The 25,440-nt window shown below is 47.2% G+C and carries 20 protein-coding genes and 3 pseudogenes; 16 read left to right on the top strand and 7 right to left on the bottom strand.

Going from position 1 to position 25,440, the window contains the following annotated elements; translation table 11 throughout:
* Positions 1-234 precede the first annotated feature (234 nt).
* From ACTHTA_RS05065 to ACTHTA_RS05105, 9 genes and pseudogenes are all read left to right on the top strand, one after another.
* On the top strand, positions 235-546 hold the full coding sequence (locus ACTHTA_RS05065) for an ArsR/SmtB family transcription factor (RefSeq protein WP_070512429.1): 312 nt from the start codon (positions 235-237) through the stop codon (positions 544-546).
* Positions 547-620: 74 nt separating this feature from the next.
* Positions 621-947, top strand: a complete 327-nt coding sequence (locus ACTHTA_RS05070) for an oxidoreductase (RefSeq protein WP_283122184.1) — start codon at positions 621-623, stop codon at positions 945-947.
* A complete protein-coding gene (locus ACTHTA_RS05075) occupies positions 908-1,180 on the top strand; it encodes an oxidoreductase (RefSeq protein ID WP_283122183.1) in 273 nt (90 codons plus the stop codon). Before ACTHTA_RS05070 ends, ACTHTA_RS05075 begins: the two co-directional genes overlap by 40 nt.
* Positions 1,077-1,673: a hypothetical protein gene (locus ACTHTA_RS05080; RefSeq protein ID WP_224783485.1), complete on the top strand. Its 597-nt coding sequence runs from the start codon at positions 1,077-1,079 to the stop codon at positions 1,671-1,673. Before ACTHTA_RS05075 ends, ACTHTA_RS05080 begins: the two co-directional genes overlap by 104 nt.
* Before the next feature lie 222 nt (positions 1,674-1,895).
* A complete protein-coding gene (locus ACTHTA_RS05085) occupies positions 1,896-3,521 on the top strand; it encodes a hypothetical protein (protein ID WP_440364074.1) in 1,626 nt (541 codons plus the stop codon).
* Between the two features lie 30 nt (positions 3,522-3,551).
* Positions 3,552-4,232 (top strand): annotated as a pseudogene (locus tag ACTHTA_RS05090) (autotransporter domain-containing protein); the annotation flags it as partial.
* 161 nt (positions 4,233-4,393) lie between these two features.
* Positions 4,394-4,654, top strand: coding sequence for a hypothetical protein (locus ACTHTA_RS05095; protein WP_297931765.1), 261 nt, complete (start codon positions 4,394-4,396; stop codon positions 4,652-4,654).
* A gap of 39 nt (positions 4,655-4,693) precedes the next feature.
* Entirely contained in the window at positions 4,694-5,281 is a 588-nt protein-coding gene (locus tag ACTHTA_RS05100; RefSeq protein ID WP_308887554.1) for a hypothetical protein, read from the top strand.
* Between the two features lie 32 nt (positions 5,282-5,313).
* A complete protein-coding gene (locus tag ACTHTA_RS05105; RefSeq protein WP_308887553.1) occupies positions 5,314-5,622 on the top strand; it encodes an FMN reductase in 309 nt (102 codons plus the stop codon).
* Positions 5,623-5,904: 282 nt separating this feature from the next.
* Here ACTHTA_RS05105 and ACTHTA_RS05110 read toward each other — a convergent pair whose 3' ends face one another.
* The gene (locus tag ACTHTA_RS05110) at positions 5,905-6,537 is read right to left on the bottom strand and encodes a histidine phosphatase family protein (protein WP_308887550.1); all 633 of its coding nucleotides are present in this window, start codon (positions 6,535-6,537) and stop codon (positions 5,905-5,907) included.
* 91 nt (positions 6,538-6,628) lie between these two features.
* The gene (locus ACTHTA_RS05115) at positions 6,629-8,572 is read right to left on the bottom strand and encodes a PEP/pyruvate-binding domain-containing protein (protein ID WP_308887549.1); all 1,944 of its coding nucleotides are present in this window, start codon (positions 8,570-8,572) and stop codon (positions 6,629-6,631) included.
* Positions 8,573-9,075: 503 nt separating this feature from the next.
* On the opposite strand from ACTHTA_RS05115, the gene ACTHTA_RS05120 reads away from it, so the two are divergent.
* Positions 9,076-9,744: a hypothetical protein gene (locus tag ACTHTA_RS05120; RefSeq protein WP_283126924.1), complete on the top strand. Its 669-nt coding sequence runs from the start codon at positions 9,076-9,078 to the stop codon at positions 9,742-9,744.
* Positions 9,741-11,057 (top strand): lipase, encoded by a 1,317-nt coding sequence (locus ACTHTA_RS05125; RefSeq protein ID WP_308887548.1) that lies wholly within the window; start codon positions 9,741-9,743, stop codon positions 11,055-11,057. Before ACTHTA_RS05120 ends, ACTHTA_RS05125 begins: the two co-directional genes overlap by 4 nt.
* Before the next feature lie 192 nt (positions 11,058-11,249).
* Here the strand turns inward: ACTHTA_RS05125 and ACTHTA_RS05130 are convergent.
* From ACTHTA_RS05130 to nadA, 3 genes and pseudogenes are all read right to left on the bottom strand, one after another.
* Positions 11,250-11,468: pseudogene (locus ACTHTA_RS05130) on the bottom strand (IS5/IS1182 family transposase); the annotation flags it as partial.
* A gap of 612 nt (positions 11,469-12,080) precedes the next feature.
* Positions 12,081-13,589, bottom strand: a complete 1,509-nt coding sequence (nadB, locus tag ACTHTA_RS05135) for an L-aspartate oxidase (RefSeq protein ID WP_440364073.1) — start codon at positions 13,587-13,589, stop codon at positions 12,081-12,083.
* Positions 13,590-13,783: 194 nt separating this feature from the next.
* A complete protein-coding gene (gene nadA / locus ACTHTA_RS05140; protein ID WP_440364072.1) occupies positions 13,784-14,896 on the bottom strand; it encodes a quinolinate synthase NadA in 1,113 nt (370 codons plus the stop codon).
* A gap of 202 nt (positions 14,897-15,098) precedes the next feature.
* On the opposite strand from nadA, the gene ACTHTA_RS05145 reads away from it, so the two are divergent.
* Positions 15,099-16,037 (top strand): NUDIX hydrolase, encoded by a 939-nt coding sequence (locus ACTHTA_RS05145; RefSeq protein ID WP_440364071.1) that lies wholly within the window; start codon positions 15,099-15,101, stop codon positions 16,035-16,037.
* 76 nt (positions 16,038-16,113) lie between these two features.
* Positions 16,114-16,995 (top strand): carboxylating nicotinate-nucleotide diphosphorylase, encoded by an 882-nt coding sequence (gene nadC / locus ACTHTA_RS05150; protein ID WP_049351020.1) that lies wholly within the window; start codon positions 16,114-16,116, stop codon positions 16,993-16,995.
* Positions 16,996-17,213: 218 nt separating this feature from the next.
* Here nadC and ACTHTA_RS05155 read toward each other — a convergent pair.
* Positions 17,214-20,297, bottom strand: a pseudogene (locus ACTHTA_RS05155) (TonB-dependent receptor domain-containing protein).
* Between the two features lie 473 nt (positions 20,298-20,770).
* Here ACTHTA_RS05155 and ACTHTA_RS05160 point away from each other — a divergent pair.
* Positions 20,771-20,920, top strand: a complete 150-nt coding sequence (locus ACTHTA_RS05160) for a hypothetical protein (protein ID WP_318250436.1) — start codon at positions 20,771-20,773, stop codon at positions 20,918-20,920.
* Positions 20,921-20,930: 10 nt separating this feature from the next.
* Here ACTHTA_RS05160 and ACTHTA_RS05165 read toward each other — a convergent pair whose 3' ends face one another.
* Positions 20,931-21,917 carry a GlxA family transcriptional regulator gene (locus ACTHTA_RS05165; RefSeq protein WP_440364085.1) on the bottom strand — a complete coding sequence of 329 codons (987 nt, stop codon included), beginning with the start codon at positions 21,915-21,917 and terminating at the stop codon, positions 20,931-20,933.
* A 97-nt stretch (positions 21,918-22,014) separates the two neighbouring features.
* Between ACTHTA_RS05165 and ACTHTA_RS05170 the strand changes: the two genes are divergently transcribed.
* Both ACTHTA_RS05170 and ACTHTA_RS05175 read left to right on the top strand, forming a co-directional pair.
* A complete protein-coding gene (locus ACTHTA_RS05170; RefSeq protein WP_440375718.1) occupies positions 22,015-22,866 on the top strand; it encodes an MBL fold metallo-hydrolase in 852 nt (283 codons plus the stop codon).
* Between the two features lie 312 nt (positions 22,867-23,178).
* Entirely contained in the window at positions 23,179-25,377 is a 2,199-nt protein-coding gene (locus ACTHTA_RS05175; protein WP_049351022.1) for a TonB-dependent hemoglobin/transferrin/lactoferrin family receptor, read from the top strand.
* Positions 25,378-25,440 lie beyond the last annotated feature (63 nt).

The raw sequence follows: 25,440 nt of genomic DNA on the forward strand, positions 1-25,440 counted from the left end.
ATGATACAGAATGTGTGAAACATGCAAAGCAACTGTAGGCTTATGTTGTTAAGGTTGTGATATTAATGAAGGTTTAAAGGCTGTCTGAAAATCTTTCAGACGGCCTTTTCTTTTAAGCAGCTAAGGTTAAATAATCCTGATTTAAAAAACCTTCTTAAATTCCCTTTGACATTCCCCCTCATTCCCTTTAAAATGAGTTTAAGTTTTTAAACATATAAACTCAAGAAGCCGAATATGCCGCAACAAACCATGAATCTAATGCGCGAGTGCATTCCCATTTTTACCGTGTTGAGTGATGAAAACCGCCATCAAATCCTGCGCGTGCTGTGGGAACACGGTAGGATGAATGTGAATGAGCTGACCGAACATCTGCATCTGTCGCGCCCTGCTGTGTCGCATCACTTGAAAATCATGCTGCAAGCCGGGGCGGTGGCGGTGGAGCAGGTCGGCAAAGAGCGGTTTTACAGTATTGCCATGGCGGATGCGGTGGCGAGATTGAAACAACTTGCTGATTTGATGGCTCAAAATTGCCCGCTTTCAAAATAGGGTTATCCGTTAACCCTTTATTTTTACCCAAATACGTTTACATTTTTAAACTTATCAACTTAAAGGAAAGAATTATGTTATTTACCCCGTTCACTTTTCCAAACGGAAAGACTGCTAAAAACCGTATCTTCAAATCCGCCATGGAAGAGCAACTTGCCCAAAACGACCAGCCGTCTGAAAAACTCGTCCGCCTGTACGGCACTTGGGCGCAAGGCGGCGCGGGTGTTTTGGTTACGGGCAATGTGATGGTCGCTGAAAGCGGCAAAGGTTTGATAAACGATGTGGTGATTTCAGACGACCGGGGGCTTGAGATGCTGAAAAATGGGCGAAAGCCGGCACGCAAAACGACACGCTGCTCATCATGCAAATCAATCATGCGGGCAAACAGTCACCTGCGGTAGTCAATAAAACGCCGCTTGCACCGAGCGCTGTACCATTGGTAGGCATGGATGGCTTTATCAATCCGCCGCGCGAATTGACTGCCGATGAAATCAACGGGCTGATTCAGCAATTCGTGCAAACCGCCAAAATTGCCGAGCAGGCAGGCTTTTCAGGCGTACAAATTCACGCCACGCACGGCTATCTCATCAGCCAATTCCTCTCGCCGCACCACAACCGCCGCCAAGACCAATGAGGCGCATGCCGGTTTAACCGCAGCCTATTTATTTAATAAAGGTCGTCCGGCTAAATCGGTTTTCACCATTCATAATTTTTGGAACAAGGCACAAGAACAAACACAGTTACAATCACAACAAAAATTCCAACAAGATTTGGTGGCTGCAGTTCAAGCTCAAGATGAGAAAAAAGTGAAAGAAGCGATTGAAACATTTAATCAATCAGTAAAAGATACAATTACAAGCTTAGATGCATTAGATGTAAAAGCAGAATCAATTAAATCTATCAAAGAGCAAACCAAAAATGTATTAAGCTTTGCGAGTGGTTTATTGGTTGATCAAGCTAATATGAGTTTCACTAACCCGACACAAACACCGGAGCAACAAAAAGCTTATGCTGAAAAAGCTGAAGTATTAAGAAAAGCAATGGCCGAGTTACAAAAACAAAGTGTCGAATTAGAACAAAAATTTAATCCTGCACCGGTCGCAGCGCCGGCACAAGACGCAAAATAATATTCTGACTTATTTATCTAAAAATAAATCGCCTTATTGTTCCGCAGTAAGGCGATTTTTTATATGAAATATACCTTGAAAAATTACCGCACTTTTTGGATTTAATTAGAAAAGTGCGGTGAGTTTTCTGTCAGTTTTTTCCGAAACACTCCTTTGATTTGTGTTGGGGTATATGTCGTGCTAAAATTTGAGCTCTATTTAATTAAAAACGAGGATAAAATAATGGAATTTAAGCTTAATAAACTTACATTAGTTTTATTATCAGCTCCGCTTATTGCTAATGCAAGTATCACTCATAACGGAACCAACGTTCTGCCTAGTGGCTTAGCTACAAGCATCACGGATAATCAAGAGCATACTATAAATGGGTTTTTAACCATTGCGGAGGGGAGTAAAACAACCCCTGCAGGGCAAGCAAATGGTGAAATGACCATTGATAATGGCTCTAAGTTAAATATCAGTGATACAGTAATGATTGGAAATCAAAACAATGACGGTTTCGGTGGTAAATTGACTGTCACTGGTGCCGGAAGTGAATTAAATGTAGGCGGGATATTAAATATCGGTAACTACAGTAATGCGAATCTCTCTATTTTAGAGGGCGGAAAGGTAAGCTCAACATTTCATGGTGATCCTAACGCGCCTCACTTTTTGGGATGGCTTCTTCATAAGCCAGATGGTCGAACAGCTATTAATACTAAAATTATTATTGATGGTGAAGGTTCTGAACTTTCTTATCATAAAGACTCATTAATTCGTGTAGTTGGTGGCGGCCACAAAGAAACAAATGTTGATGTATTGATTTCTAATGGCGGTAAACTCAGCGCAGGTGTGTTGCAATTAGAAAATGGCACAGCCAATATCCAAATTGGCAACAAAGGTAAAGGTGGAACACTAGATGTTAAACGTTTTTCTATTGGTCTTACAAAACCAACATTCACCTTTGACCAAAATGATGAGTTGAATTTTACCCCTATTATCCACACGTATGGTTCACTGAAAGAATCTCATGTTAATTTCATACAAAGTGGTTCTGGCACAACCTTATTTGCGCCAACAAGCATGAGAGGCGTAAATTCTAAAATTGATATTACCGATGGTACATTGAAAGTCGGTAGAGATAATGTCTTTTTAGGTGCAGGAACTAAAAACAATGAGATTAATATTGGTTCCAAAGGTACATTAGCATTAAATGGTCATAATGCTGATGCGTTAACCGTTAATAATGAAGGTACCATTCGTCTTGCCTCTGATGATGAATCGGCAGATAAAACACTTCGAGTGCTTGACTATACTTCTAATAACGGAAAATTGATTGTCAGTTCCGTTTGGAATAATGATTCAAGTACAACCAAGTCAGATCTTTTGTATATTCTACGTTCAGCAACCGGCCATACTGTAGTTGAAACGGCTAGTGGTTATATTGAAGGAGATATTCTTCGTAAAGCTCATGAAGATGCTTATTCAGCTCCTGTGGTTTGGGACGCAAATATAAATTCTCAAGCTACGTTTACTGGAACGGCTAAAACAAGAAATGCCGGAGAAGCTCAGTTAACCAAGAAGGATCGTTCTATTTACGCGTGGACATTAAAAGCATTTGGTCATGATATTTATGCGGCACCGGTTTCTGCATATATCCAAATGCCACGAGTCAACATGGAATTAGGTTATAGCGTGTTGGATACGTTACACCAACGTCGTGGTGAAATTAGTCAATCACCAAATTCTTCCGTTTGGGCGCGTGTTTCCGGTAAACGCTTGGAAACCGAGGGACGTTCCCGTTTAGACGTTGATAGTTCACAATATGTCGCACAAGTAGGTTATGACTTTAACCGCAGCGAAATGTAAAATGGCGTACCACAATCTCTAAGCGGTGTATATTTTGCTTATTCTCGTGCAGATAGTCGCTTCTACGACCAATATCGTGCTGAAAACGGTGTTGTAGCTGCTGATAAATATACCGGTAAAGGTAAAACAACAGCAGCAAATATCGGTGTATATCACTTATACCGTGCACCAAATAATGCCTATGTGGACACAGTAGCGCAATTCTCTTACTTAACTAACAAATACAATTTTGTATCTAATCCAGAAGTAAGACAACATGGTTGGAGCGGTGCGGTATCTGTTGAGGGTGGTCACAGCTTTGCATTAGGCAATTCCAACTGGCGCCTTGAACCACAAACCCAATTGGTTTACCAACATTTAAAACTTCAATCATTCCATGATGGAGTTCGTGATGTTGCACAAGGTTCGGACAACAACTTACGTGGACGTATTGGTGTGCGTTTAAGCCACAGCAAAGACTTCCAACGTAACCCAAACGTGTATTTTGTCGCAAACGTATGGCATGATTTTGTTAAAGCAAAATCTGTCTTAATCGGTGATACCAAATATGGCGAGAATTATTCCCGCACTTGGTTGGAAGGTGGTGCAGGTTTAAATGTACCATTCGGTAATCACGCTATTCATGCAGATCTTCGTTTAGAACATTCTCTAGGCAATAAAGGTAACCGTTCCGGTGCGAAAGCCGTGTTAGGTTATAGTTACGCTTGGTAATTCAAATAACGAATATATAAAAACAAAAACCACCTTCTGTTGAAGGTGGTTTTTTATTAGATGATTTAGTTTTTATAATATGGTTGCTGATTTGTTTCAGTAATAAAAAAGTGATATGATCGCGCCCCGTCTTAATTCTGAGACAGAGAGGAAAAAAAACTATGAAATTTAAAACGTTGCTTCTATTAGCCGCGCCATTGGCTGCGAATGCAAGCGTTACTTGGTCAGGGACTAATGACGGAATTCCGGAAACCCTTGGGAAAGTAAACCCAGATACGGTTAACGGCTTAGTTCAAGTTGGTAGTGGTAATGGTAATGAAGGTAATCTTAGAATTGATGGGGGCTCTGTTGTAAATATACAAGGGACATTACATATAGCCAACCATCGCCAGTCTAAAGGAACTGTTGTCGTTGACGGGTAAGGCAGTAAACTCATTGTAACCAGTGATGCCAATAATCCAATGAATATCGGTAACTTTGGTAGTGGTAATTTATATGTTTCCAATGGTGGGCAGGTAATCGGTGAATTTGAAGGGACTGAACCGACACCTCACTTTTGGGGATGGCTTCGTGATACCCCGGAAGATGTCACCAATACGGTAATTTCAGTTACTGGTAAAGGTTCATTGCTTCAGTACCCGAAAAACGCCGAAATTCGTGTTGCCACAAGTGATTGGAGCTCTAAAACCAATACTGTTAATGTATTAGTTGCAGATGAAAGTAAACTTACTGCGGGGACATTAAGAGTAGGAAATGGTACAACCAACATCCAAATTGGTGATAACAACAAAGCAGGCACGTTTGATGTAGAAAAAATTAAACTTGAAGAGAATCCTCAAAAGGTCAAATTTGATTTCGCACAAACAGATGATTTTAACTTCACGCCTGAAATGACCTCAGCTTCCCCTACTACTAAGATTGTTGACTTTGTTCAAAGAGGGAGTGGCACCACTTTATTTGCACCAAGAAACATGAGTGATATTAGCTCTAATGTCAGTATTACTAACGGTACATTAGAAGTTGGTAGAGATTCAGCCAAGCTCCGTTGATTATTACGGGTGGCCTCCGTTCGCAAAACGCCATGGAAGATGCACTCGCCAGCGGCCATTTGGATTTGGTCGGCGTCGCCCGCCCGTTTGCCTTAGTCCCTGATTTGGCAAACAAAATGCAAAACGGCACTTACCAAACCGTGCAGACCGACCGCATCCAAACGGGCGTAGCGTTGGTTGATAAAAAAGCGGGCGCGATGCTGGAAATGAACTGGTATATGACGCAAATGGACTTGATCGGACAAGGCAAACAGCCCAATCCTAAATTGTCGGCGTGGAAAGTTTTACTGAAAACTTTGTGGGAAAACGGCAAGGCAGAGTTAAGTACGGGTAGAGCTTGATGGGGCAAGCAGTTGGATTTTAAAGTTGATTTGCAAAAACATCTGAAAATTTGACCGTATTTAAAAGCATGGAATATAAATAAATTGATACTAAAAAACCGTTTAAATCGTTAAGTACAAACGGTTTTTTAGAAGTTACGGTAGAGGCATTAATACAGAAAAGACGCTGCTTTGGTTGAGATTTAAAATAAAAAATAATGAGTAGATTTAAAACGAGCGTATTGGGGCTTGAGCTAACAGACTAACAGTGTGTCGATGTGTGAATTAGGTAACAGATTGTGATCATTGTAAATGAGCCACATTGTTAAGCTGATCAATATGAAAACCACTTTCACTATCGTATTTCACAATACTGATAGAAGTATTCAATAATGACACGGATTTACCCTCATCACGATGGTTTTCCAAAGTCGCTCCGCCTAATAAGGACAATAAAAGCCGCAAGGTGTGGCCATGCGATATCACTAAAATATTAGCGCCCGATTGATGTACCTTAATGATATCGTAAAGGGCGGCCATTGCACGTACTGCCAATTGTTCAAAGGTTTCGCCACCATTGCTTAATGCTTTATAAGCTGCCGGGTCATTGGTCAGTTGTTTGAATTCTGTTAGCTTCCGCAGGTCAGCGATCTGCATACCTTCCCAACTTCCAAATGATTGCTCATTTAGTCCACAGTGTTGAAAAAGAGGGATGGGACGCTGGCCGATAATATGGCCAGCCGTATCAATGGCGCGTTGTAAAATACTGGAATAAGCAGCGGTAAATTCTACTTGTTGTAGCGCCGCCCCGGTTTTCTGAGCTCCTGTAATTCCTTGTTCGGTCAGTGGTGAATTGCCGGATCCCTGCAAAAGCCCTTGTTCGTTCCATTGGGTACGGCCATGGCGAATAAAATAAAAAGTGAGTTGTTTTGACATCATAGTTCCTTTGAGACCGGGAAGTATAGGGTATAACTAACTTATGATGCAAAGGCCATCTGAAACGATAATTTTAGACGGCCTTTTTACTTTAACGTGTGCCGTTTAGATACGGTCGTGCCTGGAGGATAACAAGCTTACCATTGTCAAACGCCCATTCGATATCCTGCTCACCATTGGCAAATAGCTGTTTGATTTGTTGGCCGGTTTGGTCAAGGCGACGTATTTGTTCTTGATTCATCACGTTACCACTGGTTACAGGCACCTCTCGTACTCCACCGTTTTTATCCAGTTGCAACGCTGTGGTTTCATTAGAGGAGCTGAGACGTTGTACAGAATCATTGCGACGGTTATAGACCACCTGTTCGGCTACCCGTTTGCCTTCAACGACACGAATACCCAACCCGCGTTTGGCGGCAATGTAGGCGCTATTTTTCTGAGCAATATCATAAGGATTGATGGTAACCAACACGCCGGAGAGATCTGCATTGATGCTTTGTTGCACAAAGACACTCATTTTCACGCTATCGTGAGGCAATCCGGCAATACGGCGGGCTTCATATGCGCTGTAATTGAAAACGGAAGCCCAAGATTGCTTCACCGCTTTGGCTAACGCGTTTTCATCGGTAACATTTGGCACGGTGGTGTACAGCCCTGCGCCGCTGAAATTGGGTAGGTCTTCGGAATTAGAGGAGCTGCGGACAAACACGCCTTTGCTGTTTAATTGATTTCGCCATTGTTCAGCCCATTTATGTTTCCATTCCGACGGGATTTCGGCATCGGTAATTTTTTTCTGCAGCGTGAGTAAAGCAGTGCGGCGCTTGCGGTTGTCTCCATCACTTTGCGTTTCGATTTGTGCCAGTGTTGTTGCGTTAATACCAAGCCTATCCATCATGGCTTGATAGTAGGCAAACGGAATGCAGAATCCGTCAGGAACGTTGCTGTTTGCAATATGGGCGCGGATATGGCCGAGGTTGGCAGCCTTACTGCCGCAGTAACGGCTGTCATCACGGCGCAAGTTTGCCAAAGCCCGAAGGCTGTAATCGGAAACATCAGGTTGGGGCAGGGTAAGGCCGTCTGAAAAGCTTTTGCTGGTAGTGTTCCGATTGGTTTGGACAATTCGGTATTGCTTAGCAGTCGCTTCAAATTCGATACGACGGCCAATATATGAGGCTAGGATTTTTTCTGCGTCTTTAAGGTAAATATTGGGAATCCCCCAGCCGCGTGCCAATACATTCACATGGGACAATGCAGTAGATGGTTTCTCACTAATAATCCCCGCCACAGGGGGCAATTCTAGGGGAACCTCTTTCAAAATAATAATATCGTCGGTGCCGACATTATAAAGATCATCTTCTTTGGCAATAACGCGTAATGTACCTATCGCTAGACCTTGGTTTAGAGGCAGGTAGGGGAAATTCTTAATCAAACTTTCTTGGGTAATAAAAGGAACTTTGCTTTGCTCGGCAACGGTTTCCTGCCATAAAGAATTGGTTTTATAACGCAATGGAGCGTAGAAACTGTCTTTCAGACGGTCTGCTGCCAATTTCAATAATTCAGGCGTGATTTTATCTCCTTCCCAAAACTCATAAACATATTCCTGAGTACTATTTTGCCAACTGATAGTACCAAACAGATAACGCCGGTTGGGATTACGGTATTGTTGATTCAATTCAGTTTTTGACAGCATGGGTTTTAAGATAGTAGCCAGATAGTGTTCATGCAGCCGAAATTTGGGAGTATTGATGTAGTCGGTACGGTTATCGTCTTCACGATCGATAAGAAAGAGGATATGAGGAATTTCATATTCACTACCTTGCTCATAAATACGCGAAAGCAAGTCAAAATCGGCCTGGCTTTTGATTGCAGATAACGCAGGAATTTGTGTTTTAACTGGAGTGGCTACAGTTTGACGCTTTTCAGACTCGTAATAAGAAGGTTTACGCGCCGTTGGTGCAGCCGTGTCGACTGTCTCAGCTTCAGGACAGCAGGCTGAAAGTAAAAGCAATATTGGGAGGCAAAAAGTAGGCTTCATGATGTTGTCGGTTATCTAAATCAGATGAAAAGAAATATACCATCTAAATCAAACTGTTTGTTGCCTAGATAAATCAGTTTTGTAATCCAATTTTAAAGGCCGTCTGAAACGTGATTTCAGACGGCCTTTTAAATTGCCAACACTCCTAAAATATTTATAGACTTGAATACTTTAAAACAAGTTATTGTAATTTATAAGAAGTAAGAAGCAATGAAAAAAAAACGATGAACAATGAGTAGGATAAGGTAAAGTAGAGTTTCCAATATTTCTTAAATATTACCATTCAGACTACATTTTCCCCGTTAATCACTATCTATTTATGATAAGCATCATCTCAGTTAAGATGTCTGAATATTGTTATAATATACCTCAATAACCACTATTTAGAGTAATGTGGTAAATACGTTGGAGCATCAGACAATCAACGAACATGAATGTATCCTGATCAAGTTATCCTAAATTAATATTTAATTTGCTCATGATATTGAATAAGGACTTTACTGATGAAACCTTTTATCCTGCTGTTATCTGCAGCTTTATTGACAACTTTTAGCCTAAATGCTTGTACGGAGAGAAATAATATGAGTGTCCAAGAACAAACAGAAGCACGTTTCAAATTGAACCCCGATCCGAAACAGCCATACAGGATCAAGGTTAAGATTAATAATGCACCGGGGCCGATGAAACCTATAAATGATATGTATATTGGTTATGCAGCAAGAAACTGTTCTTATACCATTAGTCGGTTGGCAGGTGCGAAAGCATCTCCTGAAAAAAATGTTCCAATCAAAATGAATTTGGTCGGACATGACGAATACGAAGTACTCTTCTATGCTGATGCTGTACTGGACGAAGATTATTTCGGAGAAGGTGTCTGCCAATGGAAGCCTGAAAATTTTGGAGCTTCATTTAAGGCAACAGGTAAAAAGGAAGAAACTGAATTCAATATCAGCGATGTAATGGAAAATCTTGAAAAAGAAAAAACACTGACCAAATATTATTGGAAGCGAGGGTATCCGTATTATAAAAATAAAGATGGTTTACCATATGGAAGCGAAGATTCTCCTGATGTGGATTTTGGTGAAAAAAGCCTGTCTGCCTATGGGGCGGGACCTCATAATGACAATGATTTTTTTAGTATCACCGTTACTCTAGAGGAAGTTAAACCATGACCCGACTAAGTAAACAACAGTATGCAGACCTTGCTCAAGATTCCTATGAAAACCGTGTGGTTACACCCGCTAATAAAACCTTACTTATTGGTGGAAATCATTATAAAGTCCTAGCTGTCCATAAAAACCCGACCACAGACTACCAAGGTGTGGTTTATCAAGATGTCCGTACCAATGAGATTGTTGTCGCACATAGGGGGACGTCATCCCTGATGGATGCCAAAGTTGATCTGAAAATGGTTATCCATAAGGCCAATATCCAGGCAGAAGATGCAGCAAAACTAACTATGCTGGCATTAAAAGAAGCAGATAAATTTCACAATAAACATCCTGAACAAAGTCAACCTCGTATAACACAAGTTGGTCATTCCTTAGGAGGGACGTTAGCTCAAATTCAATCTTATCGTTTCAAGCAGGAGGGCGTTACCTTTAACGCCTATGGTGCGGCAGCTTTAAATGGCATTCCCAAAGGGGGGGATAAAGTAATCAATTACTCATTGGCGTCAGATGCAGTATCAGCTGCAGCGCCTCATTATGGTAAAATGGTTATCCTAGCTAAAGAAAGAGAATTAATCATGCTGAAACTTAATGGATACAGCAATGACAGTAACGGTATACCTTATTTAAAGGAGACAGTTTCACCAGCTGCTGGATCTCTGTTGTGGTCACACGGTATTGCTAATTTTACCGGTATTAATTCAATACTCTCAGAACGCAATTATCAGCCTGCTTTGGAATTGGCAGAACGCAATAAAAAATTGATAACTGATTATAGGGATGATGTTAATGACTACCGTAACACGTTACATAAGATAGGCAAAGGTTTAAGCAAAACCCAAGAAATGTACCATAAGGTCCGGAAAAATAATGAAGATCCGAACCTGATGTCTTGGAATGATAAGGAAGAGCAGTACAATTTTATGCAGACAGTTGCTTCATTCAACCCACAATCTCTTCCACCTGAGGCACAAAAACTTTTTGATTCTGTCAAAGGGCATATGACCGCTTACCATGAGAAAAACGGTTTGCCTATTGATAAAGAAAAATTCCAAAATTCCGTAATGGCTCTTACTGCTTTAGGGACATCACAAGGAATGACTAATGCCACTCTGTTCAGTGTGCAAAGAGGTCAATATCTAATTGGTGAACTCAACCCCCATCTAAATCGTGTTGGAATGCATATAAATGAATCTGCCTCTATACCAGCAGTAGAAAGTTTGAATCAAATTCAACAAGCTACACGGCAATTTGAATATGATGAACAACAAAGACAGATAGCGCAAACCCAGACACGAGGTATGAGCTTGTCGTAAAAGAAATGGAATGAGACCTTTGCAAAAATAGTTTGTTAACGAAATTTGACGCATAAAAATGCGCCAAAAAATTTTCAATTGCCTAAAACCTTCCTAATATTAAGCAAAAAGTAGGAAAAATCAGAAAAGTTTTGTATTTTGAAAATGAGATTGAGCATAAAATTTTAGTAACCTATGTTATTGCAAAGGTCTCAGGCTGTGCCATTGTCCGAGCAGGATGGCTTTGAACATGGACAACGGGGGATAGGCGGGACGGTCGCGGTGGTCTCGAAGGTAACGGGTCTTTTGACGATTCAGGTAGTATTGTTCGATCGGTTGCCAATCAATCACCTGATCCAACTTCAATAGTGGGAAACGGTCGATGTGTTTGGCAATCATGGCTTGAGCGGTTTGCTGGAAGAAGGTGGTCATGAAAAATCCCCTAAATGTCTTGGTGGAAATTTAGGGGATTTTGGGGAATTTTGCAAAGGTCTCGGCCTTTTTGTTTTTGAATATTGTAAGTGATTGTAGAATTAAGAGAAACAGGAGTTAGCAGGCTAAAATACTAGCATTATGAATTTAACATAATATAAATTATTTTCCTTTTTCCTATTCTTCTACAAATTCCGCTTTTTGTTCCTATATGTTAAATGAGAATTAATGATACTCTATAGAGTAGGTCAATAGTATTCTAATTTTTAGTATAAAATCAATAGATTTTAATAGAAATCCGGCTGTTTAATTTTACTGTGACTCTATTATCCCTGACAAAATAGGGTAGGGAAAAGATAGTGAATTGTGCTAACTTTGTTTGAACTTATTCAAAACTGTTCAGATGGTCTTATTTCATTAATCCTATCTTTTTTCTCTCTACAAAATGCAAAGACCATTGTTGATTAGTTATTATCGCTTATAACTACTGTCAATCCCTGCATTTTAGTTTCCACCGTTTCTCCTACTTTCTTTCAATCTTTCCTTAATCATGTGTGAACCTTTTCTTTTTCAGTCAATGACTTTATTGAAGAAATGTTTTCACTATCAGCCTTAACAATCACTATTAAAATGTGCTCCGATGTTCTGTCTCCGCCTGTATGCGGCTTGGGCGACGGCGAGGCTGCATTCGAGCAGGTTGTGGTTTTCGTATTCGGACGCGGTGTACGGCTCGGTTTGGTTTTGCTTCCAAAGCCGCAGTTGGGCGATGGCGCGGTGCAGGTCGGTATCATTGCGGAGAATGCCCAGATGGCGTTGATTGAACGCTTGCAGGGTAGGGCGGCTGAATGTGTTTTGGAGGTCGTCTGAAAAGATGCCTGCTTCGGCGGAGGGGTTTTCAGACGACCTTTGGGGCAGTGCGGTTTGGAACGCTTGTCCGTCTGCGATGGTTTGGGCGGCAAGCCTGGCGGTAACGACGCATTCGAGCAGGGAGTTGCTGGCGAGGCGGTTGGCTCCGTGCAGCCCTGTGCAGGCGGTTTCGCCTAAGGCGTAGAGCTGTGGCAGGGAAGTTCTGCCGCAGGGGTCGGTTTGGATGCCGCCGCAGGTGTAGTGTTGCACTGGACGGACGGGGATGGCTTGGCGCGTGATATCCAAACCGCATTGGGATAAACAGTGTCGATGGATGGACGGGAAATGCCGACGGACGAACTCTGCGGGTTGATGGCTGATGTCGAGCGAGACGAAGTCTTGCGTTTGCTTGGCGATTTCGGCGGCGATGGCGCGGGCAACGATGTCGCGCGGCGCGAGTTCGGCGCGGCGGTCGTAATGCGGCATAAACCGTTCGCCCGCTTGGTTGGTCAGAATGCCGCCTTCGCCGCGCACGGCTTCGGAAATCAGGAAGGTGCGGCCGTTTTCAGACGACCTTGCCAAGCCTGTGGGGTGGAATTGGATAAATTCGAGGTTTTCGACTGCGCAACCTGCGCGTATCGCCATGGCGATGGCGTCGCCCGTGCATTCGGGCGGCGTGGTGGTGGCGGCGTAAATTTGCCCGAGGCCGCCGCCCGCGAGTACGGTATGGCGGGCGCGGATGCGGTAGGTTTCTTGCGTTCGGCAGTCGAGGACGGTCAGTCCGCACGCTGCGCCTGATTCGGTTTGAATGTCCAACGCCATCTGCCGCTCGCAAACGCGGATGTTCGGGCGGCGGCGTATTTGGGCAATCAGGCTCTGCATGACGGCTTCGCCCGTGTAATCGGCGACGTGGGCGATTCGGCGGCAGGTATGCCCGCCTTCGCGCGTCAGGTGCAGGCCGTTATTATTTTGGTCGAACGCCACGCCCTGCGCCAGCAGCCATTCGATTGCCGGTTTGCCCTGCGACAGGATGGTGCGGACGGCGGCTTCGTCGCACAAACCCGCGCCCGCCTCCAAGGTATCGGCAACGTGTTTTTCGATGTCGTCCTCTCCCGACCACGCCGCCGCAATCCCGCCTTGCGCATGACGGCTGGCGGTGTCGTCCAGCCGGTTTTTGCACAAAATGACGATGCGGAACGATTCAGGCAGCGACAGGGCGAGCGTCAGTGCCGCCAGCCCGTTTCCGGCAATCAATACGTCGCAATCGGTTTGCATGGTGTTGTCCTTGTTTGAGAGGTCGTCTGAAACGGTATAGTGGATTAACTTTAAACCGGTACGGCGTTGCCTCACCTTAGCTCAAAGAGAACGATTCTCTAAGGTGCTGAAGCACCAAGTGAATTGGTTCCGTACTATCTGTACTGTCGCCTTGTCCTGATTTTTGTTAATCCACTATAAATATGGACGGCAAATCAGGCGGGGCCCATGCCGTTGAACACATCCCCGCGTTTGAGTCCTGCCGCGAAGTCAAGCATACGCTGCAAAGGCAGTTTGGCGGCTTCGCCCAGCTTCCTGTCCAACAGGATTTCGTTGTGTCCGCTTGTCAGGGCGTATTTGATGCCGCCCAGCGAATTCATCGCCATCCACGGGCAGAACGCGCAGCTTTTGCAGCTTCCGCCGTTGCCCGCCGTCGGTGCGGCGATAAATTCTTTGTCGGGCGCCTGCTTTTGCATTTCGTGCAGGATGCCTAAATCGGTCGCCACGATGAATTTTTTTTCGGGACGCGATACGGCGGCTTTGAGCAGTTTGCTGGTCGAGCCGACCACGTCGCCCAGTTCGATGACGCTTTGCGGCGATTCGGGATGAACCAGCACCACTGCGTCGGGATGCTCCACCTTCAACGCCGCTAGCTCTTGCCCTTTGAATTCGTTATGGACGATGCACGAACCCTGCCACAACAGCATATCCGCGCCCGTTTCGCGGCGGATGTAGTCGCCGAGGTGGCGGTCGGGCCCCCAAATCAACTTCTCGCCGCGCAATTTCAGATACGACACGATTTCCAACGCCACCGAAGACGTTACCACCCAATCGGCACGCGCTTTCACGGCGGCGGAAGTGTTGGCGTACACCACCACCGTGCGGTCGGGATGTTGGTCGCAAAACGCCGAAAACGCTTCTTCGGGACAACCCAAATCCAAAGAACATTCCGCCTCCAAATCAGGCATCAGCACTGTTTTTTCAGGGCAGAGGATTTTCGCGCTTTCGCCCATGAATCGCACACCCGCCACCACCAGCGTATCGGCTTCGTGTTCCGCGCCGAAGCGTGCCATTTCCAGCGAATCGCCCACGCATCCGCCCGTTTCCAAAGCCAAATCCTGAATCAGCGGATCAACATAATAATGTGCCACCAAAACCGCGTTTTTCTCCTTCAGCAAAGCCTTGATTTCGTCTTTCAGACGACCTGCCGTCTCGCGGTCGGGCGTATCGGCAACCTTCGCCCACGCCTGACGGATTTGGCAGGCTGAAGTCGGCGTTTGGATGAGGGGCATATCGTAGTCGAACGAGCGGCGGGCGGCGGTTTGCATGATGTTTCCTTGTAGCTGGTTTTTGAGGCGGCATAAAGGTTTGCCGTCTGTTTTTCAAACTGTTTTTATATTATGCTCAACTTGAGTATAATATGCAAGGTCGTCTGAAAACAGGTTTGAGATACCGCAAAACCGACCCGCTTCGTTCCGACAAACCGCTTTGGTTTACAATAAAGCCTTTCCCACCCGCAGAAAGCCGAGCATGGACGCCTACCCCGAAGCCGAAGCCCCGCCGCAAAGCATCGTCGAGCTGGTTCCCGTATTGATTGCCGTTACCGACGGCGGCCTGCGGGTGTTGACCGTCGCCCAAGGCACGCTCCTGCCCAACGGCCCGCTCTCCCCCCTGCGCAATTCCCTGCAGGCGGGCGTAAAGCTGTGGGTTGCCAAGCAGACTTCGCAGCCTATGGGTTATGTGGAACAGCTTTACACCTTTGTCGATACCCACCGCCGCAACGAACACGGCATGCCCGTGCTGTACGTCAGCTACTTGGGGCTGGTGCGTGAGGCAGCCGACAGCATCCTGCATCCCGACGCGAAATGGCAGGACTGCTACGACTATTTCCCGTGGGAAGACTTGCGCACCGACGGCGGGCAGCGCGACGCCATCGTCAGCCGCCTGCGCATTTGGGCAAACTCGGCGGACACGGAGGAAGTCCGCCAAAAGCGGCTCAAGCGCATTCATTTGTGTTGGGGGGTCGAACCGGAAAACTGGTCGGAAGAATACGTTTTGCAACGCTATGAAATGCTGTATGAAAGCGGTCTGATAGCGGAAGCCGCCGAGCCGCAGGCAAACTTCGACTTCGCGCTCACGGGGCAGCCCATGCGCCACGACCACCGCCGCGTACTGGCGACAGCCTTATCCCGCCTACGCGCCAAAATCAAATACCGCCCCGTAATTTTTGAACTGATGCCGCCCGAATTTACACTGCTGCAACTGCAAAACAGCGTCGAAGCCATCAGCGGCAGATTGCTGCATAAGCAAAACTTCCGCCGCCAGATTCAGCAGCAAAACCTTATCGAGCCGTCGGATACCGGCGTATCAGGCAGTAAAGGCCGTCCTGCTCAGCTTTACCGCTTCCGCGACGATGTCCTGCCCGATCAGTTGATTTCTGATATCGGACTGCCGTTAGGTAGCCGCTAACTGATTTTCAGACGGCCTCAAATTAAATTTTGCCCCATCGGGGCAATATCAATATTTTTCCAACAAAGGAAACTTCATGTCGTCTGAAAACAATCTTCTTCCTCTACCCGATACCCTGTTGCGTCCCATGGTAGAACAAGCCTTGAGCGAAGACTTGGGCAGGCGCGGTGACATTACGTCCGCCGCCGTCATCGCACCCGACAAAACCGCCAAACTCTTCCTCGTCAGCCGTGAAGACGGCGTCATCGCCGGCATGGACTTGGCGCGTCTCGCCTTTCAGACGATGGATTCGTCCGTCCGCTTCCAAGCCGAAATCCACGACGGGCAAGCCGTCCGCGCAGGTCAGACGCTGGCTGTCGTCGAAGGCAACGCCCGCGCCCTGCTTGCCGCCGAACGCACCGCGCTCAACTACCTCACGCACTTGAGCGGCATCGCCACCGCCACCGCGCGTGCCGTCGCCGAGGTCGCCGAATACGGCACAGACATCGTGTGCAGCCGCAAAACCATCCCCCTGCTGCGCGTCCTGCAAAAATACGCCGTCAGGGCGGGCGGCGGCGTGAACCACCGCATGGGCTTGGACGACGCCGTGCTCATCAAAGACAACCACCTCGGCTATTGCGGCAGCATCGCCCAAGCAGTTCGGCAGGCAAAACAGGCGGTCGGACCGTTGACTTGTGTAGAAATCGAAGTGGACACGTTGGCACAACTGGACGAAGCCATCGCAGCGGGCGCAGAACGGATTTTGCTGGACAACATGGACGACGAAACCTTGAAAGAAGCGGCAAACCGCTGCCACACACAAACCGCCCACACACACACCATCTATTGCGAAGCATCGGGCGGCATCGGCTTCGACCGCCTGAAGCGCGTGGCACAAACCGGCGTGGATGGCATCGCCCTCGGCTATCTGACCCACAGCAGCCGTTCGCTGGACATAGGGTTGGATTTCGTGGCTTAAATTTTGAGTTTGCTATAAAGCAAAGGCCGTCTGAAATATAGACGTTTCATTTTCAAACAGCCTTTTTAATTCCAAAGCAGAAGATATAAAAATTATGCAGGTTAGCTTCAACTTTCATATAACATGAAAGAGTAGGGCATAACTAAGCCATCATGTAAAAAGCCGTCTGAAACCCAATGTTCAGACGGCTTTTTACTCCCCAAATGATTAATTGATCATTACCATTTTCCAGTTATCCCAATGCGGATTGTCCTACCAGGTGCAGGCAGATAAGAGCGGCTCATCGGGTCGAGGTAGTAGCGGTTGGTCAGGTTGCTGCCCACAAGCTCGGCAGTCAGGTTCTTGCCGATTTTGTAGCGCAAATAGGCGTCCCATACGGCGACAGGCTGCCAACGCATAGTATCGGTGTCCGCTTGAAGGTTGGAGCCATTGACACGGTTTAGTTGGTCGTAATAAGCCTGCCATATGGTACGGCGGTTTTGATAGACACGGCTGTGGTAATGGAAGCGGATGCCGCTTTCCAGCTTGTTGCGGAAGAAGCGTCCGCCCAAATCAGCATCAATCGACCAGCGCGGTTGAACCATGCTGGCAAGATAGCCGTTGTCAGTCAAGCCGCCGTAATTGCATTCGGGAGCAGGAATAAATCCGCCGCCAGTCAAGTAACTGGAATCATGTACACTGGAAACGGAAAAAGATTTGTCGCAAACTTTGTTTTTGAGCGTACGCAATACGCCGACTCCTCCAAAAAACCTGCCGCTGTCGAAGCGTGCCTGTAACTCCACGCTGGTACGGATTTGTTTGTCGAATTGCTCGAATTCAAAATTCTCGTCCCTGTCGATGATATTTTTGGTTTTGTTGCGGAAGTAGTTGATGCGGAAATCCGCGCTTTTCATTTTGGGAAACAGCCCTGTCAAATCATGAATATAGCCAACCTCCCAGTTTTTGGCGTGTTCGGGTTGCCAGCCGTAACCCATGCGGGCAAACGATCCTGCCACATTTGAAAAGCCGTATGTTCCCTCAAATATGCTGGGAAAGCGCAGGGTTTCGGTATAGCGCAGATAGGTGCGGGCATAGTCTGTAAAATTGATGGTCGCGGAGAAAGCTGGCGCCCAGCCGCTGCCGCCCTGTTTGCGGGCGCGCTGCAGTTCGTTAGATGTAATAGGAGACCTATAAAACCTTAGAGTGTCGTAATTAGGTATATATTTTTGAACTACGCGCGGACTGTCAGGATTGCTTGGATCATAAGCAGGATTGACGGCTTGACTATGCAACTCGGGAATGGCAAACCAAGGATGATTGGCAGGATTCAGACGACCTTTGTCGTCTTTCAGCCAATAGTATGTCAGCTTATCCAGCCTTGGTCTGTTGTCGTCATTATGGGGAGTGGGATTTAATATTGCCACCCCTCTTTCATCTATTACGATACTGTCTCTTGCCGCATTGAATTCATCATTGTTGATCGCATTCAGATAATCACGATATTCCTGCTCGGTTGCTACACGGGTAAACCGAAATACCTGACCTCGATTAACTTCTAAGGGATTGTTGTATTTGTCAAATCCGGTTTTCAGCCGCTCGTTGTCGTCCTGTATCTTGAAGTTGGTATAGCGCGCTCCTGCCGTCAGAGTCAGCCAGCTCATCGGCTGGTAGCGGAAATTGAAACCAAAATTCCATTCTCTGCGCCTACCGTTCCTCGGCTCGCCGAATCTTGTCAGTTCGGTATTGGTAGCCAATTGTGATGCCTCTATTTCTTCCCTGTATTTATCCAAACCATCATGACTTAATTCTTCTGAAAACTCATTACGGGATCTCAATTTTTCATTTTGGAAATCTCCCATTAAGGTCAGCGTCAGCTTATCGTGCAATTTCATACGGTTGGAAAAGTTGAAACCGTTGCGGGTATTGTTGGCATAGTAGGCATTACCCTCTATGGTATTGAAGCGTCCGTTGGTGTTTGGAAGCTGTTCGACACCATCCGTCCTGTCTTCATACATGGCATCACCGGGCGAACCGCCTGCGGTATTGGTTTTGGATTTGGTACGGGTCGTCCACAATGACGCATCGAAATCTATCCAACGGTTGCCTTCGGGCTTCCATGAATAATCGATATTGTAGGAACGCTGTTTGACCCATGCCCTCGGCCATTCGGCAATTTTATTCAGATTATCCGGCGTACTGAATAGCGGACCAATGACGCGGGAGGGCATGATTTCACCAAAAATGGAGTCTGTATGACGCAGTCCGAATTTCAAGGTTTGGCGGTTGGGCAAGCGGAAGGTAGTTTTGCCTAGCCATGATTTATTTTCCAGCGAAGTATTGGTTACTTCGCCGCCCGGATGGTAGGAAAGCCCAATTCTCGCAATATCAGGTGCGCCCAACATTGCCTCGCTTCCGTAGAATTTTTCGCCTCTTGCAGCGGCATCTGCAATCTGTCTGTTTAATTCATTGACCGTCTCCATTGTTCAAGGGCCGATATAGCCGTAGCGCTCCGCCCCTTTTTTACCGGAAAAATAATTGCCTTTACTGCGGTAGGCATAGGCGAGCATGGCATCGAAATTGTCCTGCTTGGTGGCGGCGGCAATACGGTAGGCTTTATCCTCACCAAATTTATTGCGTCCGCTAAAACGTTGGCTGACTCGGTCGGTATCGTCCAACATTGCCCGCCAAATACCGCCGAGTGCGACGGTAGGATCATCCAATGTCCGATAATCGACTGATTTTTCATAGATATTGGCACGTTGTTTGATGGAATTATTGGCAGCCTCCGCCTTCACTTCAAAGCCGTATTTCTGCCCTTCGGGGACAATATCGTCGGCATCGATGGTTTTCAGGGCGACGGAGCCGCCTATGCCGCTTTTCATATCACGGCTGAACGATGGGCCTTTTTCGATGGAAACGCTGCTGATGATGTTGGGGTCGACGTAGTTGCGGTTGTTTGCGCCTGCGTAGCCGCGCCAGACGGTAATCGCCTGCTCCGTGCCGTCGATGGTAACGGGAATCCGTCCCTGTCACTGTACGCCGCGTATATTGGGATCCAGCGCGCTGCTGTACACGCCGAACATACCGCTCAAAAGGTCGGATACGGTGTTGCCTTTGAAGGTCTCAACTTCGTTTTTGCCTTTGTAAAGATTGACGATTTCTCGGGTATAAACCCGGTTTTTACCGATTTTGTCTTTATTGCGTGTGCCTTTGACCGTGATGGTATCGAGAATAACTGTCGAATTGTCTGCAGCATAAACGGCAGGGACGAAACCAATGGCGGCGATACAGGCGGAGAGGGTGGTGACTTTAATCGGTTGCATAGAATGTATCCATATAACTTGATTGGTAAGGCCATCTGAACAAGACAGACCGAAAATAGATGCGATTACACTCTGACTAAAATAATACAAATAATTTTGATTATTATTTATAGTTTTTGAAATTCTAACTAATTTTTAATAATATGGAAATGTTTTTTGAGTTTGAGGTAAATAGAAGGGTGAGGGATAAGTGGAACAAATAAAAGCCTGTTTGAAAATTTCAGACAGGCTTGGATTCAGATTTCAAATGCAACATTCGGGTACCAGTGGTTGGAACAGATTCAAGAATAAAACACTTGGCGTTCCGTGGCTAAATGTTTTTTCGGCGATGCGCCTTTCGATCTTTGTCGATTATCTTGATGAAGGTGGCGGTAAACGGTGCTGTGATGGAATGTCATCTGGTGGTGTTTGTACAGGTAGGCGTAACGAATACATATGCTCTGTTCCTTTGTAGAGAGAGCGGAAATCACCGTATGCGGCGTGAATTAGATGAAGTTAATACGCCTGCCTTGGGCAAGTATTTGTCTGACTTTCACGTTTTATTCCGCCTGCGGCAGTTTGGCGGGAAACTCGGTTTCAGTGGAGACCTCCGAAGCAGCCCGCACCCAGGTATTTTGGATTGACTAACGCGAGCTATCTGCCAAATACTTTCCGCCAGGCATTCGGATTGATTTTAAACTTGGCTTTGAACTGCAAACGTAGGTTTGCCGCGCTGCCGAAGCCGCTTTGTTCGGCGATGCGTTCTATCGGCAAATCCGTATTTTCCAACAAATCCTGTACCTGCCATAGCCGCTCTGTTGTGAGCCACTCACCGAAATTCATGCCTGTGGCTTGAGAAAAATGGCGGATAAAGGTTCGGCGGGAAACAGCTAATTTTTTTGCCAAATCGTCCAAGCGGTATGGGGTCGCAAGGTTTTGGCGCAGTTCGTCCAATAAGTGATTGATTTTGTCATCGGCGGTACGACGTTCGACAGGTCGGTGGATAAACTGTGCCTGCCCGCCTTCGCGGTGTGGTGCCGCAACCAAGGTACGGGCAAGGTCGTTGGCAACGGTTGCACCGTGGATTTTGCGGATGAGGTACAGGCAGCAATCCAGCCCGCCCGCCGCACCTGCCGATGTTAAAAAGTTGCCGTCTTCCGCATATAGGCGGTTGGTATCTAGATGAATTTTAGGGAAACGGCGGACAAAGTCGTCTTCGGCCAGCCAGTGGGTAGCGGTGGTTCTGCCGTCTAAAAGTCCTGTGTAGGCAAGGGCGTAAGTGCCGTAACATAGGGCGGTGATATGCGCACCACGTTGTACCGCTTTCTGTAAATGCGCGCTCAACTCGGGTGTCGGGGCTTCTTCAATATTGCGCCAGCCTGCGATGACGATGATGTCGGCTTCTTCCGTCAAATCCAAGCCGCCGTGTACGGGAATGCTTGCGCCCAGTGCCGTGATGACGTCTTTGCTGTCATCGGAACAGATTTTCATGTCAAAGAGCGGATAGTCCCGATAGGTCGTCTGAAAAACAGAAAAGGGAATGTTGAAGACAAAATCATTCATGCCCGATTGAGCATATAGCACGATTTTGGGAACAGTTTGATTTTGGAGAAACTCGTTACGCTCGTTTTCAGACGACATTTTGGCACTATTCTTACGTTTATTGGCAATATTGCCCATTTTAGCCGATGCGTCTGCTGTTTAAAATACGCTCCATGATTTTTTAAGGAGCAACATCATGAAATTAAATCAATTTATTCTTGCCACTGTTTTGGGCGCGACAGCCTTTTCCGCTTGGGCGGACGATTCATACCAACATATCCGTAACGCTACCGCCAAGGTCGAATATGCGGGGCAGACGTTTTTGATTGACCCGTTTTTCGCCCCCAAGCATTCCATGAACGGCTTTGCCGGCACGTTCAATAACCAAGCCAAAATGCCGCTGGTCGGGCTACCGATGAGCGTGAATAAAATTTTGGACGGTGTGGATGCAGTTATCGTTACCCATACTCACGAAGACCATTGGGACGAAACCGCCGCACGTTCCATTCCGAAAAACCTGCCCGTATATGTGCAGCACCAAGCCGACGCGGCAAAAATCCGCAGCCAAGGCTTTACTGATGTACGCGTGTTGAACGGCAGCACTGTCTTCAACGGCGTAACCATCAGCAAAACTGGCGGCGTACACGGTACAGAAGCCATGTATGCCAACCCGCAGCTAGCCGAAATCTTAGGTGATGCAATGGGTGTGGTATTCCAAAGCAGCGGACATAAAACCGCTTATATTATGGGTGATACTGTGTGGACGGCAGATGTAAACAAAGCATTGAACCGCTACAAACCCGATTATCTGATTATGAACACGGGCTACGCGTTGATTTCAGGCATTTCAGACGGTATTATTATGGGGACGGCTGATGTATTAAAAGCCAGCCAAGTCATGCCTAAAGCCAAAATCATCACCGTACACATGGATACCGTGAATCATACCGCCGTCAGCCGCGCCGATATGCGTAAATTTATACGCGGTCAAGGCATTGAAAGCCGTGTGAACGTTCCGGAAGACGGAGAAATCGTGAAGCTGGATTGATAAACGGCTTATTACCCTAAAGCAGCCTGCACCTTGCTTTTCAAAGTGCAGGCTGCTTTTCGGATTTCAGACGGCCTTTAAAAGCAGTCTGCACAGGGTTTTCAGATAGCCTGAAAACTGCGTTTATGGCTTAACGGCCGCATCGCTGCCGTATCAGTCAATCATGGGCAGGTTAGAGCAGGCAGGCGTAGTCAGACGAATACATATGCTCCGCACCTTTGTTAGTGCTGTCTTGCAGTTCCCAAACTTGCAAAAACCGCCTATTTATTTTATAAATGCAAACCATTATTATTCAAATGATAAGGTTATGTAATGAAAAAGAAAGCGATTGTCTGTGTAGTAGGGGCGGTTTTTTCCGGACAGTTATATGCGGCTCAGATGCCGGTGGCTCAGGCAGAAATAGAGCCTGTGGTGGTTACGGCCGACCGCAATGCGCAAACCTTGGATAAAGCCGCGCCGAATGTGTCGGTTGTCGGACGCAAAACCTTGAATCAAGCCTCGGCGCAGAATCTGGACGATATCGTGATGTATGAATCCGGCGTCAGCGTGCCGTCTGACAATAACCGTCGCGGTCATGCGGGTATCAATATTCGAGGCATAGACGGCAACCGCATCCTGATGATGGTGGACGGCGTGCGCATTCCCGAATCCTACGCGGGCGGCGGCTCCAACGGCGCGATTTCGGGACGCGATATGGTCGAAAGCGACACGCTCAAGCAGGTCGATATTGTCAAAGGTCCTTATTCCGCGCTGTACGGCAGCGATGCACTCGGCGGTGTGGTGAATATGGTGACGCTTTCTCCGAGTGATTTCGTCGATAAGGGCAAACGCGGTTATTTTGGGCTGAAATACGGCTACCGTAGCCGCGACCGCAGCCACGGCGTGACGGCAACAGCCGCCGGTTTCCATGAAAACGCCGAAGGTCTGCTGATGCTGACGCGCCGCCAAGGCCACGAAACGGAAAACATGGGCGGCGACAAAAGCTACTCGACTTCGCGCACCGCCACCAACCCTCAGAAAAACAATGCCTACAATATCTTGGCGAAAGGCAATATCGGCAACGAACGCCACCGCTTTGAAACTTTGTACGAACAGTATTACCACGCCAACGATACCGTATTGGCAAACGGCTTGGGTTCGCAATCGCGCGGGCCGGTAACGGTGACGACTTCGGAAAGCAACGCCCGCGACCGCATCCGCCGCCAACGCATTGAAGCGGGCTACCGCTACACCGGCGAGGGTCGTCTGAAAGAAGCGAACCTGACCGCCTATCAGCAAAAACTGCGCACGGAAGACGATGCTGTCGATGCGAGCATTACGCGTATGGGCGCGCGCCAATTAGGTAACTCGACCCGTTATTCCGACTACGGTTTCAATCAGACCATACGTGGGCTGAACGAACGTAGCGTGTGGGAATTTGATGGCGCGGTCAAACAAACCGTCGTTGCCGGAGCTGAATACAAACATACCGAGACCGCCCGTCCGCGCGACAGCCTGACCGTGGACAACCTGACCGGCGCCGTCAGCAAAGTCTATGCGGGCAGCACCTATCCGAACAAAACCTTTCCCGACAGCAAACGCAAAACCCTCAGCCTGTACGCGCAAGACAGCCTGACCTTCGGCAACGGCATCGTCCTGACCCCTGCCCTGCGTTACGAAAAAGACAAACTGAACACTGAAACCGACCAAGCCTATCTCAATGCCAACCCCGACGGCACGGCAACCCGCTTCAACGATTCCGCGCTTACGCCCAGCCTGCGCCTGAGCGTTCCGATGGGTGAGCAGTTCACCGGTTTCGCCACTTATTCACAAGGCTTCCGCACGCCGCCGTTTGACAGCGCGACCATGGCGTTTGCCAACACGACCTACGGCTATGCCGTCATCCCGAATGCGGATCTCAAATCCGAACGCTCCAACAGCTTCGAATTGGGGATGAAGTTCAAAAACGAACGCGCCCGTGCGCAAGTCACCGCGTTCTACAACCGTTACCGCAACTTCATCAACCGCACCGAAGTCGGCACTGCCACCATAGGCGGTCGCCCGATTATCCAGTACCAATATCAAAATCTGGATAGGGTCAAAACCTACGGTGCCGAAGCCTCCGCCGCCTACAAATTCCTGCCGGGCTGGCAAGTCTCCGGCAGCATCGCTTGGATGCGCGGTGAGCAGCAGGACGGCAAACCGTTGGATTCCGCTTATCCTCTCAACGGTGTTTTGGGTTTGGACTACACGCAGGAAAAATGGGGTGTCGGCACCAAGCTGCGCTGGTCGAAAAAACACAGCCGCGTCAGCAGCGATACTGTTTTCCAAGCGCCGGGTTATGGCGTATGGGATGTCGGCGCGTGGTACAAACCGTTTAAAAACCTCGAAATCGGCGCAAACATCTACAACGTCGGCAACAAAAAATACTGGCAGCACGCAGACGTTGCCGGTATGAGCCGTACCAGTGTGATGGACTTGTACACCGAAACCGGCCGCAATTTCGCCGCAACCGTACAACTGAAGTTCTAATGTGATTCAACCGTTTTCAGACGGCCTGAGAAAATGAGCAGGCCGTCTGAAAGCATTCGATAA

It is taken from the genome of Neisseria sp. P0013.S005 (assembly GCF_051958425.1).
Classification (GTDB): domain Bacteria; phylum Pseudomonadota; class Gammaproteobacteria; order Burkholderiales; family Neisseriaceae; genus Neisseria; species Neisseria subflava.